Raw genomic sequence first — 16,563 nt, 5'->3', positions numbered from 1 at the left:
ATCGCGATAAAGGCGACGGGGGCGGGGCCGGTCGCGCGCGGGAGGCCGCACCCCCGGGTGACCTGTTCCACGTGGAACGCGGCCGTGTTGCGTCGACGTGACGTCCGCGCGGGCCGCTCGCGCCGGTACGCAGGGTGGGGTTGGATCGACACCATGTGCGGCCTCTCCGGTGAGATCCGGTTCGACGGCTCCCTGGCCGACACCACCGCCGTGGCGCGGATGGTCGAGTGCCTGGTCCCCCGCGGGCCGGACGGTCAGGGCGCCTGGAGCAACGGTCGGGTGGCCTTCGGGCACCGGCGGCTGTCGGTCATCGACCTGTCCCCCGCGGGCAGCCAGCCGATGGTCGACAACGAGCTGGGCCTGACCGCGGTCTTCAACGGCTGCATCTACGACTACCAGGAGCTGCGCGCCGAGCTGGAGGGGCACGGGTACCGGTTCTTCTCCACCAGCGACACCGAGGTGATCCTCAAGGGCTACCACCACTGGGGCACCGACGTCGTCTCCCACCTGCACGGCATGTTCGCCTTCGTCATCACTGAGCGGGACACCGGCCGCACGGTGCTGGCCCGCGACCGGCTGGGCATCAAGCCGCTGTACCTGGCCGAGACCCCCGGCCGGCTGCGGTTCGCCAGCTCGCTGCCGGCGCTGGTGCAGGCCGGCGACGTCGACACCGCCATCGACCCGGTGGCGCTGCACCACTACCTCACCTGGCACGCCGTCGTCCCCGCGCCGCGGACGATCCTCGCCGGCGTCCGCAAGCTGCCCCCGGCCACCGTGCGGGTGGTCGAGGCCGACGGCACGTCCCGCGAGCACCGCTACTGGGAGGCCCGCTACGAGCGCCGTGCCGAGCACGCCGGCTGGTCGGCCCGGGACTGGGAGGACGCGATCGAGGAGGCGCTGCGGGTCGCCGTCCGCCGCCGGCTGGTCGCCGACATCCCGGTCGGGGTGCTGCTCTCCGGCGGCCTGGACTCCAGCCTCATCGTCGGCCTGCTCGCCCAGGAGGGGCAGACCGGCCTGGCCACCTACTCGATCGGCTTCGAGGCCGTGGCGGGGCGCGAGGGCGACGAGTTCGTCTACTCCGACGTCGTCGCCGAGCGCTTCGGCACCGACCACCACCGCATCCGGGTGGCCGGTGACGAGCTCGCCGCGGCCCTCGGTCACGCCATCGGCGCGATGGCCGAGCCGATGGTCAGCCACGACGTGGTCGCCTTCGACCTGCTGTCCGAGCGGGTCAGCCAGTCCATCCGGGTGGTGCAGTCCGGGCAGGGCGCCGACGAGGTGTTCGCCGGCTACCACTGGTACCCGCCGCTGGCCGGCGTCGGCCGCGACCGGGCGGTCGAGCGCTACGCGCGGGCCTTCTTCGACCGGGACGCCGCCGACACGGCCCGGTTGGTCGCCGACCGGTACGCCGTGGCCGGCGACCCGAGCCTGGAGTTCGTGCGCGAGCACATGTCCGCGCCGCACGCGGAGACCGCCGTGGACGCCGCGCTGCGCCTGGACAGCGAGGTGATGCTGGTCGACGACCCGGTCAAGCGGGTGGACAACATGTCCATGGCCTGGGGCCTGGAGGCCCGGGTGCCGTTCCTCGACCACGACCTGGTGGAGCTGGCCGCCGCCTGCCCGCCGGAGCTGAAGCTGGCCGACGGCGGCAAGGGCGTGCTCAAGGCGATCGGACGGCGGATCATCCCGCCGGAGGTCATCGACCGGCCCAAGGGCTACTTTCCGGTCCCGGCGATCACCCACCTCGAGGGCAAGGTGCTCGACCTGGTGCGCGACGCGCTCACCGGGGACACCGCCCGTGACCGCGGGCTGTTCCGCCCCGAGTACGTCGACGCGCTGCTGGCCGACCCCAACGGGAAGCTCACGCCCCTGCGTGGCAACCAGCTGTGGCAGCTGGGCCTGCTGGAGCTCTGGCTGCAGACCCACGGGGTGTGACGGTGCCCCGGATCGCCGGGCACCGCCGGCACGCGCCGGTGCCCACCAGCCGGCCGTGGCAGCAGCTGTCGGAGCACCAGCGGCAGGGGATGGACGCCGACGTCGTCCTGGACCTGGCCTGGGGCCGGCTGGTCTTCGGGCAGACGTTCGCCGCCCTGGACGGCATCGTGACGGCGCTGCGCTCGGAGGAGAGCGGCCAGCGCGACATCTGCATCTACCCGCGCGACCCGCACGTCCTGGTCGGCATGGCGCCCGACGAGCTGTTCATCGACCCCAGCTACACCTACCGCCTGGACCTGCACCGCTACCGGCCGCGCACGGACCTGATCCGCGGGGTGTTCGTCCGCACGGTCACCTCGCTGGCCGAGATGGAGCAGATCAACGGAATCTACCTGCGCAACGGCATGGTCACCGGCGACCCCGCGACCATGTGGGCCAACCACCGCACCCGCTGCTTCACCTACCTGGTCGCCGAGGACCGGCGGACCGGGGCGGTCGTCGGCACGGTCACCGGCGTGGACCACGTGCTGGCCTTCGGCGACCCGGAGGGCGGCGCCAGCCTGTGGTGCCTGGCGGTGCACGCCCAGGACGCCCCACCCGGGACCGGCGAGGCGCTCGTGCGCGTGCTGGCCGAGCGCTACGTCGGCCGCGGCCGCGCCTACCTGGACCTCTCGGTCATGCACGACAACACCGGCGCGATCGCGCTCTACCGCAAGCTCGGCTTCCACCGGACCCCGGCGGTGTGCGTCAAGCGGAAGAACCCGATCAACACCCCGCTGTTCGCCGCCCGGCCGCCGGGCCTGGAGGACCTCAACCCCTACGCGCGGATCATCGCCGAGGAGGCGCTGCGGCGCGGCGTCCGGGTCGAGGTGACCGACCCCGGGTGGGGGGAGATGCGGCTGGCGCTGGGCGGGCGCACCGTCCTCACCCGGGAGTCGCTCTCGGAGTTCACCAGCGCGGTGGCCATGAGCCGCTGCGACGACAAGCGGGTCACCCGGCGGATCATGGAGCGGGCCGGCGTCCGCGTCCCCCGCGGGGCGGCCGCCGGCGACGGCGACCTGGTCGCCGCCCGTGCCCTCCTGGCCGAGTGCGGCGAGGTGGTCGTCAAGCCCGCCCGCGGCGAGCAGGGCAAGGGCATCACGGTGGGCGTGGCCTCGGCGGAGGCCCTGGAGCGGGCGGTGGCGCTGGCTACCCAGTTCTGTCCCGACGTCCTGGTGGAGGAGCTGGTGGCCGGCGAGGACCTGCGGGTCGTCGTCATCGACCACGAGGTGGTGGCCGCCGCGGTGCGCCGTCCGGCCGAGGTCGTCGGTGACGGCCGCAGCCCGGTCACCGAGCTGGTCGAGGTCACCAGCCGCCGGCGCGAGCGCGCCACCGGGGGGGAGTCGCGCATCCCGCTGGACGCCGCGACCACCGAGGTGGTGGCGGAGGCCGGCTACGCCATGGACGACGTCCCGCCCGCGGGGGAGCGGATCCGGGTGCGGCGGACGGCGAACCTGCACACCGGCGGGACGATCGAGGACGTCACCGACCGGCTGCACCCCCAGGTCGCGCAGGCCGCCGTCCGGGCCAGCCGGGCCATCGGCATCCCGGTGACCGGGCTGGACTTCTTGGTGCCCGACGTCGGTGCGTCCGGTCCGATCGGTCCCGAGCACGTGTTCATCGAGGCCAACGAGCGGCCCGGGCTGGCCAACCACGAGCCGCAGCCGACGGTGGAACGCTTCGTGGACCTGCTGTTCCCCGAGACCCGCCGCCGCTGACGCCGCCAGGGCCGACCGCGCGGGCTCAGCCGGCCACGGCGGGGGCGCGCAGGGCGGCGACCAGCTCGTCCACCGGGCGCGGGGGGTCGTACAGGTATCCCTGCACCAGCGGGCAGCCCAGCGACACCAGCAGCGCCTCGTGCGCCTCGGTCTCCACGCCCTCGGCGATGACCGTCAACCCCAGGGTGCGGCTGAGCGAGAGCAGCGCCTGCAGCATCCCGGCCCGCCGCGGTGAGCTGGTCGTGGTGGCGATGAAGGTGGAGTCCAGCTTCAGGTAGTCCGCGGGCAGCGTGTCCAGCCGGCTGAACGAGGAGTACCCGGTGCCGAAGTCGTCGATGGCGATGGCGATGCCGTGCCCGCGCAGCTCGGCGAGGGTCTCCAGCGCGACGCCGGAGGAGGCGTCGACGACGCTCTCGGTCACCTCCAGCACCAGCCGCTCGGCCGGCCACCCGGTCTCGGCCAGGGTGCGCAGCACCGAGTCGCTGTAGCCGGGGACGACCAGCTCGCGGCCGGAGACGTTGACGGTGAGCAGCAGCGGGCGCCCGGCCGCGTCCTGCAGCGTGCGCACCTGGCGGCAGGCCGCGGTCAGGACGGCGCGGCCGAGGGCCGGCACCTGCCCGGTGCGCTCCGCGACCGGGATGAACTCGTCGGGGCGGACCGCGCCGCGTTCGGGGTCCCACCAGCGGGCCAGCGCCTCGACGCCGACCAGCTGCCGGTCGGGCAGGGACAGGACGGGCTGGAAGGCCACCGCGATGACCCCGTCGTCGATGGCCGCCGACAGGGCGACGGCCAGGTCGTCGGCGTCGGCACCGCTGACCTCGACGCGCCCGCGGCCGGCGGCCTTGGCGGCGTACAGGGCGGTCTCGGCGCGGCGCAGCAGCTCGGCGCCGCTCTCCCCGGGCAGGTGCTGGGCCACGCCGCCGGAGAGCTCGCAGTCCTGCAGGGCGGCGCGGACCTGCTCCACACGCGCCAGCGCGCCCGCCGCCGTGGCGCCGGGGAACAGCAGCGCGAACTCGTCGCCGCCCAGCCGGGCCACGAGCACCCCGGCGGGCAGGGTCTGCTGGCAGGCGAGGGCCACCGACCGCAGCAGCTGGTCGCCGGCCGCGCGTCCCTGGCCGTCGTTGACCGCCTTGAAGCGGTCGAGGTCCAGCAGCGCCACGGCCGGTGGCCGGGACCCGCGGACGGCGGCGGCCGCGGCGGCCTCCAGGGCCACGTCGAACCCGTGCCGGTTGAGCAGCCCGGTCAGGCCGTCGCGGCTGGCGCTGGAGGCCCGCTGCACCAGCGCACCGACGACCAGGGACACCCCGACGCACACCAGGCCGACGGCGACGGCGGCCTCCGGGCCGGTGCCCGGGTGGCCCAGCAGCGCCGCGGACTGCGCGGCCTGCACGACCAGCAGTTGGACCAGCGCCTGGCGCCAGGAGAAGAACAGGAAGCTGCCGATCGCCACGAAGGCGTAGATGGCGGCGACCGCCAGCGCGACCTGCGCCGAGGGCGCCTGGGCCACGGCGGTGCTGATCAGGGCGGTGCCGGCGAGGACGACGCCGTGGAAGGCGGGGTGCGGCAGCCGGCGACCGGCCCACAGCAGGACGCCGCCGCAGGCCACGGCCAGGGTGCCCACCAGCCACAGCGCCGTCACGCCGGGGCCGGACCCGGCCGCGAGCGCGAGGATGGCGCAGCCGCCGACCGTGTAGAGGAACCCGGCCGTGCACCCCATCACCCGCGGCGTGGCCACGTCGGGGGTGGCCGAGGACAGCTGCATGCGGTCGTGATCGGTCGGCCACCGGCCCCGGTTGAGCGCAGCCGCCGGGTAGCCGGCCGGCTTCCCCCCAAGGGGGTGCGGACGGCAACCGGTCACCGGGCACCTCGCTTGCCTCGACAGGTGAAGTCTGCTTCACTGTTTTCAGGAGGGGAGTATCCCCCACGCTCGTGTCGTCACTACGGCCCCGACCGACGGGGTCCGGCCGAGCGGGCGCCCTGCGGGGCGTCGGAGAGACCTCCGGTTGGTGCACCACCGACTGGAGGAGAGTTCGTGGACGTCCCCTTCTGGCTCTGGACGGCCGTGCTCGGCGTGATCGTCGGCATGCTGGCCATCGACCTGTTCGCCCACCGCCGCGCCCACGTGATCGGCGTGCGCGAGGCCGCGGTGTGGTCGGCGGTGTGGGTGGCCTTCGGCGTCGGGTTCGGCGCCTGGATCTGGTCGGCCTACGGGTCGGAGTTCGGCCAGCAGTACTTCGCCGGCTACCTGATCGAGAAGTCCCTCGCCGTCGACAACGTGTTCGTCTGGGCGATCATCTTCACCTTCTTCGCCGTGCCCCGGGAGTACCAGCACCGGGTGCTGTTCTACGGCGTGCTGGGCGCCCTGGTGCTCCGCGGTCTGTTCATCGCCGGCGGCTCGGCGCTGATCGAGAGCTTCGGCTGGGTGCTCTACCTGTTCGCCGCGTTCCTGCTGTGGACCGGCTACCGCATGCTCCGGCAGCGCAACGAGCACATCGACCCCTCCCGGTCGCGCACCCTGCAGCTGTTCCGCCGGTTCGTGCCGATGACCGACGCCTACCACGGGCAGCGGTTCCTCGTCCGGCGGGGCGGGGTCCTGCTGGCCACCCCGCTGCTGGCGGTGCTGGTGCTCGTCGAGGTCACCGACGTGGTGTTCGCGGTCGACTCGATCCCGGCGATCTTCGCCGTGACCGACGAGCCGTTCCTCGTCTTCACCGCCAACGCGTTCGCCATCCTGGGCCTCCGGGCGATGTACTTCCTGCTCGCCGACCTCATCCACCGCTTCGTCTACCTGAAGGCCGGCCTGGCGCTGGTGCTCATGTGGGTGGGCGTCAAGATGCTGCTCAAGATCGACGTCTACTACATCCCCACCACCGTCAGCCTCGCGGTGATCGCCACGATCCTCGCCGTCTCGGTGTGGGCCAGCCTGCGCGCCACCCGGGGTCAGGGACGCCGGGCCGTCGAGGCGCCCGCCGCTCCCCCGTTCCGGGTGGCGACCGCCGAGGAGATGGCCGAGGTGGAGCCGCTGTGGCGCCGCGGCCGCGACCAGGACCGGGACCGGGAGCCGCTGAGCCCGGCTCCCTGACCGACCGCGATCATGGAGGTGCGGAGGCGACACGCCGGCTCGGCCCGGTGTGTCGCCTCCGGCACGTCATGATCGCGGGGACGGGGAGGAGCAGCCGGTGGCGTACCTGCTCGCGGCGGTGGGCGGGGCCCTGGGGGCGCTGGCCCGGTGGGGCGTCGGGACGGCGCTGCCGCAGGCCCCCGGCGAGTGGCCCTGGGGCACGCTGCTGGTCAACCTCACCGGCTGCCTGCTCATGGGCGTCCTGCTCGCCGCCCTCACCGCCCGCTCCCCCGAGCCGGCGTGGGCGCGGCCGCTGCTCGGCGTCGGCGTGCTGGGCGGCTACACGACGTACTCGGCCTTCGCCGTGGAGGTCGTCGTCCTGGTCGAGGCCGGTGCCCCGGCGCTGGCCGCGGCGTACGTGGTCGTCTCGCTGCTCGGCGGCCTGCTCGCCGTCGCCGCCGGGGCGGTGGCGGTCCGGGAGTCCCGGACGGGGGCCCGGGGCCGGTGACCGGGCCGCTCGTCACGGCGCTGCTCGTGGTGGCCGGCGCGCTGGCCGGTGCGCCGCTGCGGCTGCTGGCCACCCGGCTGGCCGCCCGCGCCGGGTGGGACACCGCGTGGGGGACGCTGGCCGTCAACGTCGCCGGCAGTGCGCTGCTCGGCGTGGTGCTGGGGTCCGCGGCCGCTCCCCCGGCCGTGGTGGCACTGGTGGGCACCGGCTTCTGCGGCGCCCTCACCACCTTCTCCACCGCGAGCGCCGACGTGCTCCGGCTGGTCGAGCAGCGGCAGCTGGCCCGCGGCCTGGGCCACCTGCTCGGTACCGCCGTCCTGGCGGTGGGGGCCGCCGCACTGGGGTGGGCCCTGGCGCGGGGGTGACGTCGCGGTTCTGTTCCGGGACGACGATGGCACGCAACTGTGCCACGCACCACCTACGGGGTTACCGTGGCGTGCCGACGAGGACGCAGTACACCTCGGGGTCTCCCCCGCCCCGGCTCGTCCCCCTCCGGAGGCCCCGTGTCCCTGCGCCGCCGACTCGCCCTGGGCCTGACCACCCTGGTGCTGTTGTCCGCCGTGTGTGCCGGTGCCGGGCTGTACTTCCTCGGTCACGTGAACCGCAACGTCGAGCGGATGTACACCCAGGAGGTCGTGGCGCTGGAGGCGCTCGACGACGTCAAGTCCGCGCTCTACCGCATCCGTGGGGACGCCCTGGAGCACATCCTGGCCGGGTCGGTGGGTTCGGAGACCCGGCTGGCCGGCGAGGTGGCCGACCAGGAGCGGCGAGCCCGCGAGCGGCTGGAGGAGTACCGCCGGACCCGGCTGTCCGCGGAGGAGGGGGAACTGCTCGGCACGTTCCTGCGCCACTTCGACGTCTACACCGGGCGGGTGCGGACCGACATCCTGCCCAGCAGCGCGGCCGGGGACAAGGAACTCGCCGAACAACTGGCCCGCGGCGACGCCGTCGAGGAGTTCCGGGCCGCCCGTGAGGCGATGAACGACCTGATGGACTACGCGCTGCAGCGTGCCGAGGAGCGCTCGGAGGAGGCGCGCCGGCTGTACCTCACCTCGGTCGTCGCCCTGCTGATCGTCGCCGCGGTCATCGCCGCGCTGGGCCGGGTGATCGGTGCCCGGCTCAGCCGCAGCGTCTTGGGACCACTGCGCGAGCTGATCGCCCACTTCCGCCGCATCGAGTCCGGTGACCTCGGTCAGGAGGTGCCGGTCGGCCGTCCCGACGAGATGGGCGAGGTCATGGCGGCGCTGGGCAACACCCAGCGCCGGTTGCTGGAGACCGACGCCGAGCGCCGTGAGGCGCTCGACTCCCTCCGGGAGAACGAGCACCGGTTCCGGACCGCGTTCGAGAACGCGCCCGTGGGCATGGCGATCGTCACGCTGGACGGCCGGTGGCAGGAGGTCAACGCGGCCCTGTCCGCCATGCTCGGCCGGTCGGCGGCCGAGCTCGTGGCCGGCGGCTCGGCGGCGGTCACCCACCCCGGGGACGAGCAGGTCGAGCGGGACGTGCTGCGTGCCGTGCTCGGCGAGGCGGTGGCCACCGGCATCGTGGCCGGCGCCGCTGCGCCTCGGCACATCCGGGACAAGCGCTACCTGCGCCCCGACGGGCGGCTCGTGGTGGCCGAGATCAGCGCGGCCGTCGTCCTCGGCCGCACCGACCGCCCCACGCACTGCCTGCTGCAGGTCGTCGACGTCACCGACACGCGGCGGGCCACCGTCGAGCTGGAGCACCTGGCCCACCGGGACAGCCTGACCGGTCTGCCCAGCCGCAGCCTCTTCCTCCGGCGGCTCCGGGCGGCCTTGGCGGTGGACCGGCCAGGAGCGCTGCACGCGGTCCTGTTCGTCGACCTCGACCGCTTCAAGTTCGTCAACGACGTCCTGGGGCACCGGGCCGGCGACGAGCTGCTCGTCGCGACGGCGCGGCGGATCGAGACCTGCCTGCGCCGCGGCGACACCGTCGCCCGGTTCGGCGGGGACGAGTTCATCGTGCTGCTCACCGACGTGCGGGACACCGCCGAGGTGGTCCACGTCGCCGAGCGCGTCCTGGCGGTGGCCCGGGAACCGGTCGTCCTCGACGGTCGGCCCATCGTGTGCTCGGCCAGCGTCGGCATCGCGTACGCGGCGCTCGGGACCGAGGAGGTCGCTGCTGACGACCTGCTGCACGACGCGGACGTCGCCATGTACGAGGCCAAGACGGCGGGCAAGGACCAGTACCGCGTGGCCGGCCCGGAGCAGCGCGTCCGGTCACTCGCCCGGCTGGCCCTGGAGGCCGACCTGCGGGTCGCCGTCCAGGAGGAACTGTTCACCCTGCACTACCAGCCGATCGTCCGGCTGGCGACGGGGGAGACCACCGGCGTCGAGGCGCTGGTCCGCTGGCACCACCCCGAGCGTGGCCTGCTCCCCCCGGCGGAGTTCCTGCCGCTGGCGGAGGAGGTGGGCCTGGTCGTCCCGCTGGGGCGGTGGATCCTGCACGAGGCGTGCCGCACCGCGCAGCAGTGGCGGGAGCGGCACGGCCTGCCCTTCGAGTTCCTCCTGCACGTCAACGTCTCGGCACGGCAGGTGCGGGTGGGCCTCCTCGAGGAGATCGACGAGGTGCTGTCGGCGACCGGTTTCCCCGCGGACCGGCTCTGCCTGGAGGTGACCGAGAGCCTGCTGCTGGACGACGACGAGGTGGTCCGGGCCCTGCTCGAGGGCATCAGCGCCCGGGGGATCCGGCTGGCGATCGACGACTTCGGGCAGGAGTACTCCGCGCTGGGCCGGCTCAAGAAGCTGCCGGTTACCTGCCTCAAGATCGACAGGGGTTTCGTCGAGCAGCTGGCCTCCGACGAGCGCGACGTGGCGATCGTCCGGGCGGTCGTCGAGCTGGCGCGGTCCATGGCGCTCGACGTCGTCGTCGAGGGCGTCGAGACCGACGAGCAGGCGGGGGTGCTGCAGGAACTGGGCTGTGACCTCGGTCAGGGATACCTCCTCGGCCGGCCTGCGTCGGCCGCCGAGGTGGGTGACCGGTTGGCCGCTGCGTCGGCGCCCGGATCGGTGCAGGTCCCGGCCCCGCGCTGACCGGGCCACCAGGCCGGCCACCGTCCCGGCCGACGGCCGGACCCGCCGTCCGGTCGTTCCGGAGGCCGGTGCCCCGGCGCTCGCCGCGGCCCATGTGTGTCGGGCTGAGGCCCGGACGGTCTCAGGCTCCCGGGGGCAGGTCCGCGACGGCGCCGGAGCGGGGTGTGCCGAGGGTGCCGGGCAGGCCGCTCCGGTGGGCCGGGCCGGCCACGGGCTCCCGCGGGTGGCCGAAGTGGTACCCCTGGCCGAACCCGACGCCGAGGTCGCGCAGCGCGGCGGCCTGCTCCGCGGTCTCCACGCCCTCGGCGACGAGCACGGCGCCCACCTCGGTGGCGTAGCCCGCGACCGCGGCAGCGACCGCGCGGCAGGCGGGCTCGTGCAGCAGCCCCCGGACGAAGGCGCCGTCCAGCTTGATGACGTCAGGGCCCAGCTGGGTGAGGTGGTACAGGCTGGCGAAGCCCGCCCCGGTGTCGTCGACCGCCAGCCGCACCCCGCGGGCCCGGTGGGCGGCCAGCGCCTGCCGGACGGCGGCGTAGTCGGTGACCGCCTCATGCTCGGTGATCTCCACGACCAGGCGGGGGGCCGGTACGGCGGCCAGCAGTGCGTCGGTGCCAGGGTGCAGCAGTGCGGCGGGGGAGAGGTTGACCGACAGGTAGGTGCCCGGCTGCAGTGCGGGCAGCAGAGCCAGCGCGTCGCGGGCGGTGGCCTGCTCGAGCTGGACGGACAGGCCCAGCTCGCGGGCGTCGGCGAACACCCGGTCGGCCGGCACGGGTGCCTCCCCCGCGTCGCCGAACCGGGTCAGCGCCTCCTGGCCGACCACGGTGCCGTCGCGCAGGTCGACGATCGGCTGGACGACGGTGCGCCGGCACCGGCCGGCGATGACCGAGCGGAGCGCCGCACGCCGCTCCTCCTGCCGGGCGGCCGCCAGCCGTTCGTCGTGCAGGCACTCCCCCACCAGGCCGGCGACCAGGCGCAGGGCGTCCATCCGGGCGGGGTCCGGTGCGGTGGTGGTGCGGGAGTGCAGGCCGCAGAGCGTGCCATACAGGGACCCGTCGGGGAGTCGCACCGGCACCCCGCAGTAGGCCCCGATCCGCAGGTCCGCCGTCACGGCCAGCGCGCCCAGGAGCGGGTGGGCCGGGACGTCGGGTACCGCCGCCGGGATGGCGTCGTCGAGCAGCAGGCTGCAGTAGCCCTCGTCGGCGTCGATGGTGGTGCCCGGGCGCAGCGCCGGTGCGGCCGTACCCGCGTCGACGGCGTCGAAGGTCTGGCGGCCGTCGGCGACGTGCGACAGGAAGGTGAGGTCCATGCCGAGCAGCGCCCGGGCGGACCCCAACAGCCGGCGGATGGTCGGGGACGCCTCGCCGGCGACCGGGGGCGGGTCGCCGGCGCGCGTGCCGATGGGGTCCAGCGCCGTGAGCACGGCGTCGGTGGCCAGCCGCGCGCGGACCCGGGCGATGACCGCACCGGACTGCCGGCCGAGGGACTCGGCCACCCGCCGGTCGCGGGGGGAGAACGGGCGGGCACCGGGCGCCGGCGTGAAGGTGAGCCAACCGAGCGGTTCCTGCTCCGTCGCCACCGGGGCGACCAGCGGGGGGTGGTCCTCCCCCACCGCCGCCGGACCGGCGGCACAGGACTCCACGACGACCAGCGACGAACCGCCGTCCGGGCTGCCCAGCCACCCGTGACCGCTGCCGGCGTGCAGCAGCGAGCAGCCGACCGTCACCGCCCGCCGGAGGACGGCCTCCTCGCCGTGCTCCTGGGCGATCGAGACGACCGCGGCCAGGGCGGCTGCCGTCCCCCCGACCGGTCCGTCGGTCTCCTCGCCGTCGACCTGCACTGCGCCCCCGCCCGCCCACCCGGAGCGGGTGGCCCGTCGTCGGGCCCGCGGAGCGGGCCGCTGCGTCGTCCTGGTCCTCGAAGTGTCCCTGACGGGACGGCTCAGTAGGCTCGCAGCGGTATGGCTGGGACCTCAGCAGGAGACGGGCAGGCGGACAGCCCGGTCGTCGTGGTGGCCAACCGGCTGCCCGTCGACCAGGTGACCGCGCCGGACGGCACGACGAGCTGGCAGCGCAGCCCCGGTGGGCTGGTGACCGCGCTGGAGCCGTTCGTGGCCGGCCGGAACGGCGCCTGGGTCGGCTGGTCGGGGTCGGCCGGGGACGCGCCGGAGCCGTTCGAGTCCGGCGGGATGTCGCTGGTCCCGGTGGAGCTGTCCGCCGAGGAGGTCGACCGCTACTACGAGGGCATGTCCAACGCCTCGCTGTGGCCGCTGTACCACGACGTGGTCGAGAAGCCGGAGTACCACCGCACGTGGTGGGACACCTACGTCCAGGTCAACAAGCGCTTCGCCGAGCGCGCCGCGGAGGTCGCCGGCGAGGGCGCCGTCGTCTGGGTGCACGACTACCAGCTGCAGCTGGTGCCGGCGATGCTGCGCCAGCGGCGCCCCGACCTCACGATCGGCTTCTTCCTGCACATCCCCTTCCCGCCCTACGAGCTGTTCACCCAGCTGCCGTGGCGCTCGGCGATCGTCGAGGGTCTGCTCGGCGCCGACCTGGTCGGCTTCCAGCGGCCCAGCGCGGCGGCCAACTTCGTGCAGCTGGCCCGCCGGCTGCACGACCTCCCCGCCCGCAGCTCCGCCATCGAGTACGACGGCCGGACGGTCACCGCCCGGGCCTTCCCCATCTCCATCGACGTCCGGGCCTTCGAGGAGCTGGCCGCCTCCCCCGAGGTCGTCAAGCGGGCCGAGGAGGTCCGGGCCGAGCTCGGCAACCCGGAGAAGCTCATCCTGGGTGTGGACCGGCTGGACTACACCAAGGGCATCACCGTCCGCCTCGACGCCTTCCAGGAGCTGCTGGAGGAGGGCGCGGTCGAGGTCCCCGGCACGGTGATGGTGCAGGTCGCGACGCCCAGCCGGGAGCGGGTCGAGCACTACGTGCACATGCGGGAGACGATCGAGCAGCAGGTCGGGCACATCAACGGCGTCCACGGCACGCTCGGCAGCCCGGCGGTGCACTACATCAACCAGTCGGTGCCCCGCGAGGAGCTGGCCGCCCTGTACCGCGCCGCCGACGTCATGCTCGTGACCCCGTACCGCGACGGGATGAACCTGGTGGCCAAGGAGTACGTCGCCGCGCGCAGCGACCTGGGCGGTGCCCTGGTGCTCTCGGAGTTCGCCGGCGCGGCCGCGGAGCTGCGCCAGGCGTTCCTGGTCAACCCGCACGACATCGCCGGGGTCAAGAACCAGCTGCTGCGGGCCCTGCGGATCGAGCCGGCCGAGGCGGCCAAGCGGATGCGCGCCATGCGCCGGCACCTGGCCAAGAACGACCTGGAGCACTGGGCCACCTCCTTCATCGAGGCGCTCGAGGCGCAGGCGTGACCCCCGCCGGGGTGCTCCCGGCGGACCTCGCCGCGGCGCTGCCCGCGCTGGCCCGGCGGCGGCCGCTGCTGGTGGCCAGCGACTACGACGGCGTCCTCGCCCCCCTCGTCGGTGACCCGTCGGCGGCCGTCCCCGTGCCCGGGGCGGCCGAGGCGCTGGCCCGGCTGGCCGCCCGCGACGACGTCGTGGTGGCGCTGGTCAGCGGGCGCGGGGTGGCCGACCTGCAGGCGGTCAGCGGCTTCCGGGGCGCCCACCGCTGGATCGGCAGTCACGGGGCGGAGTACGACGGCCCGCTCACCGGGCAGCTCGCCGCCCGGCGGGACGCGCTCGCCGAGCGGCTGGCCCCGCTCGTCGCGGCGGTGCCCGGCGCGCGGCTGGAGGTCAAGCCGGCCAGCGTGGCGGTGCACGTTCGGCAGGTCGCCGACCGCGCCGCGGCCACCGCCCTGCTCGCGGAGGCCGACGCCGCCGCGGATCCGTCACTGACGAAGAAGCCGGGCAAGGAGGTCCTCGAGCTCGCCGTCACCGACGCCGACAAGGGCAGCGCCCTGCTGCGGCTGCGCGCCGACGTCGGCGCCGCCGCGGCGGTCTACCTCGGCGACGACCGCACCGACGAGGACGCGTTCCGCGCCCTGTCCCCCGGGGACCTCACCGTCAAGGTCGGGGACGGCGACACCGTCGCGCGGTACCGCATCGCCGACCCGGCCGCCGTCGTGGTCCTGCTCGACACCCTGGCCGGCCTGCTCGACTGACGCACGACGGTCCGGCGGGCGGCACCACGTCCGGACGCGCCCGGTGTCGACGACTCCCGGGACGCCTCCGTCTGCCGCGACACGCACTCGACGAAGTCGGACGACCCGTCCGGAACAGGAGAGAATGTAGGTGCCCGCACGGCGGGTCGTGGCGCACGGGTCCGTGTCGCGCGGCGCCGGCAGGTGACTGCACGCGGCGGTCGACGTCACCGCTCCCCACGTGTCGACACCCCGGCGGTCTCCCGTAGACGTGCGAGGTGCCCACCCGCCCGTGAGCAGCGCGGACGCTCCCGCGCCGTCCGGGCCGGCGGTCGTGCGGCCCCAGCCGCCCGGGTGGTGGGCCGACGACCTCGGTCGACTCGGCGCCTCGCGCAGGCCGGTCACCCGCTCGCCGCGCAACGATCGGCGCACCGGCCGGCCGACGTCCCCCGGGCGCAGCGCCCTCGGCCCGACGATCCGTTCCGACACCAGCCGCCCCCCGGCGAGGACCCGTCCACGAGGAGAGACCATGAGCACTGACCCCACTGCGCGCCGCGGGGGCTGGTTCGCCGACCGCCCCGTCGGCGTCAAGATCGCCACGGCCCTGGTGCTGCTCGGCGTCGTGGCCACGGCCCTCACCGGCCTGGCCGTCCAGCGCATCTCCAGCCTGGCCAGCGACGAGCAGCACCTCTACGAGGAGGCCGTCGAGCCACTCGTCGACCTGGGTGCCATCCTGCGTGAGTTCCAGGGCATCCGTGCCCGCTACGTCACCTACGGCCTGGCCGACGCCCCCGGCCGGGCTCAGCTGGCGACCGAGATCGCCGAGTGGAAGGCGGGCCTGGAGGAGGAGCTCGTCGCCTACGAGGAGCACGCCTCCAGCCCGGAGAACTACGCCCGGCTCGTCGGCCTGGTCGACGGCTACTTCGCCGTCACCGAGGGCCAGCTCGTGCCGGCCGCCGACACCGACAACCGGGCGGCCGTGCAGCAGCTGGTGCTGGGCCCGGTGCGCGAGGCGGCCAACGCCGTGGGCGACGAGCTCGAGGCCGCCCAGTCCCGCAAGGCGGAGCAGGCCCGGCTCGAGGCCGAGGACGGCGCCGGCGCAGCGAGCAGCGCCATCGTGACCCTGTGGGCGGCCCTGACCGCCGGGGTGCTCGTCGCCGGCCTCCTGGCCTGGGTGGTGGTCCGGCAGATCACCCGCACGGTCGGGGCCGTGCAGCGGTCGCTGCAGGCGCTGGCCACCGGTGACCTCACCGTCGACCCCGAGGTGCGGTCGAACGACGAGCTGGGCCGGATGGCCGCCTCGCTGACGCAGGCCCAAGTCTCGTTGCGCGAGGTGATGGCCGGCGTGGTGTCCTCGGCGGACGCGGTGGCCGCGTCGTCGGAGGAGTTGAGCGCGTCGTCGGCGCAGATCTCGGCGTCGGCGGAGGAGACCTCCGCGCAGTCCGGGGTGGTGGCCGGTGCGGCCGAGGAGGTGTCGCGCAGTGTGCAGACGGTCGCGGCCGGTGCGGAGGAGATGGGCGCGTCCATCCGGGAGATCGCCACGAACGCCGCGGAGGCCTCCGACGTGGCGGCCCGGGCGGTGACCGCGGTGGAGACCACCTCGGCCACGGTGACCAGGCTGGGCGCGTCGTCCGCGGAGATCGGCAACGTGGTGAAGGTGATCACCAGCATCGCGGAGCAGACCAACCTGCTCGCATTGAACGCCACCATCGAGGCGGCGCGTGCCGGGGAGGCCGGGAAGGGCTTCGCCGTGGTGGCCAACGAGGTCAAGGAGCTCGCGCAGGAGACGGCCAAGGCTACGGAGGACATCGCCCGGCGGGTGCAGGCGATCCAGGGCGACACCACCGCGGCGGTCACGGCGATCGGGGAGATCAGCATGATCGTGGCGCAGATCTCCGACCGGCAGACCACCATCGCCTCGGCGGTGGAGGAGCAGACCGCCACGACGAGCGAGATGTCCCGGTCGGTGACCGAGGCCGCGGGTGGGGCCACGCAGATCGCGGAGAACATCGCCGGGGTGTCGGGTGCGGCGGACGCGACCACGCAGGCGCTCACCCAGACCCGCACCGCCGTCGACGAGCTGTCCCGGATGGCCGCCGACCTGCGCCTGGGGGTGTCCCGCTTCACCTACTGACCAGCTCGGCACCA

Annotated in this window: 11 protein-coding genes; 9 read left to right on the top strand and 2 right to left on the bottom strand. The window is 74.6% G+C overall.

Features of this window, described 5'->3' with window-relative positions:
• Positions 1-153: 153 nt before the first annotated feature.
• Both RTG05_RS21870 and ngg read left to right on the top strand, forming a co-directional pair.
• Positions 154-1,935, top strand: coding sequence for an N-acetylglutaminylglutamine amidotransferase (locus RTG05_RS21870; protein WP_166526863.1), 1,782 nt, complete (start codon positions 154-156; stop codon positions 1,933-1,935).
• Entirely contained in the window at positions 1,932-3,692 is a 1,761-nt protein-coding gene (gene ngg, locus RTG05_RS21865) for an N-acetylglutaminylglutamine synthetase (protein WP_315912140.1), read from the top strand. The genes RTG05_RS21870 and ngg overlap by 4 nt, the downstream gene beginning before the upstream one ends.
• Before the next feature lie 25 nt (positions 3,693-3,717).
• Here ngg and RTG05_RS21860 read toward each other — a convergent pair whose 3' ends face one another.
• On the bottom strand, positions 3,718-5,454 hold the full coding sequence (locus tag RTG05_RS21860) for a putative bifunctional diguanylate cyclase/phosphodiesterase (protein ID WP_166526862.1): 1,737 nt from the start codon (positions 5,452-5,454) through the stop codon (positions 3,718-3,720).
• A gap of 270 nt (positions 5,455-5,724) precedes the next feature.
• On the opposite strand from RTG05_RS21860, the gene RTG05_RS21855 reads away from it, so the two are divergent.
• The 4 genes from RTG05_RS21855 (at position 5,725) to RTG05_RS21840 (ending at position 10,314) form a co-directional block, all read left to right on the top strand.
• Positions 5,725-6,774: a TerC family protein gene (locus RTG05_RS21855; protein ID WP_166526861.1), complete on the top strand. Its 1,050-nt coding sequence runs from the start codon at positions 5,725-5,727 to the stop codon at positions 6,772-6,774.
• Between the two features lie 97 nt (positions 6,775-6,871).
• Entirely contained in the window at positions 6,872-7,261 is a 390-nt protein-coding gene (gene crcB / locus RTG05_RS21850; RefSeq protein ID WP_166526860.1) for a fluoride efflux transporter CrcB, read from the top strand.
• Complete coding sequence (locus RTG05_RS21845; protein ID WP_166526859.1) at positions 7,258-7,626, top strand: fluoride efflux transporter FluC; 369 nt, start codon at positions 7,258-7,260, stop codon at positions 7,624-7,626. Before crcB ends, RTG05_RS21845 begins: the two co-directional genes overlap by 4 nt.
• 138 nt (positions 7,627-7,764) lie before the next feature.
• The gene (locus tag RTG05_RS21840) at positions 7,765-10,314 is read left to right on the top strand and encodes an EAL domain-containing protein (RefSeq protein ID WP_166526858.1); all 2,550 of its coding nucleotides are present in this window, start codon (positions 7,765-7,767) and stop codon (positions 10,312-10,314) included.
• Positions 10,315-10,435: 121 nt separating this feature from the next.
• Here the strand turns inward: RTG05_RS21840 and RTG05_RS21835 are convergent, their stop codons facing one another.
• The gene (locus tag RTG05_RS21835) at positions 10,436-12,151 is read right to left on the bottom strand and encodes a sensor domain-containing phosphodiesterase (RefSeq protein WP_166526857.1); all 1,716 of its coding nucleotides are present in this window, start codon (positions 12,149-12,151) and stop codon (positions 10,436-10,438) included.
• 120 nt (positions 12,152-12,271) lie between these two features.
• Here RTG05_RS21835 and RTG05_RS21830 point away from each other — a divergent pair, with 120 nt between their 5' ends.
• The 3 genes from RTG05_RS21830 (at position 12,272) to RTG05_RS21820 (ending at position 16,549) form a co-directional block, all read left to right on the top strand.
• Entirely contained in the window at positions 12,272-13,687 is a 1,416-nt protein-coding gene (locus RTG05_RS21830; RefSeq protein ID WP_166526856.1) for an alpha,alpha-trehalose-phosphate synthase (UDP-forming), read from the top strand.
• Positions 13,684-14,436 carry a trehalose-phosphatase gene (otsB, locus tag RTG05_RS21825; protein ID WP_166526855.1) on the top strand — a complete coding sequence of 251 codons (753 nt, stop codon included), beginning with the start codon at positions 13,684-13,686 and terminating at the stop codon, positions 14,434-14,436. The genes RTG05_RS21830 and otsB overlap by 4 nt, the downstream gene beginning before the upstream one ends.
• A gap of 508 nt (positions 14,437-14,944) precedes the next feature.
• Positions 14,945-16,549: a methyl-accepting chemotaxis protein gene (locus tag RTG05_RS21820; protein ID WP_166526854.1), complete on the top strand. Its 1,605-nt coding sequence runs from the start codon at positions 14,945-14,947 to the stop codon at positions 16,547-16,549.
• Positions 16,550-16,563 lie beyond the last annotated feature (14 nt).

This window comes from Geodermatophilus sp. DSM 44513 (genome assembly GCF_032460525.1).
Lineage (GTDB): Bacteria > Actinomycetota > Actinomycetes > Mycobacteriales > Geodermatophilaceae > Geodermatophilus.
Note: the sequence above shows the minus strand (reverse complement) of the source record. Positions and strands in the feature narration are given on the sequence as shown.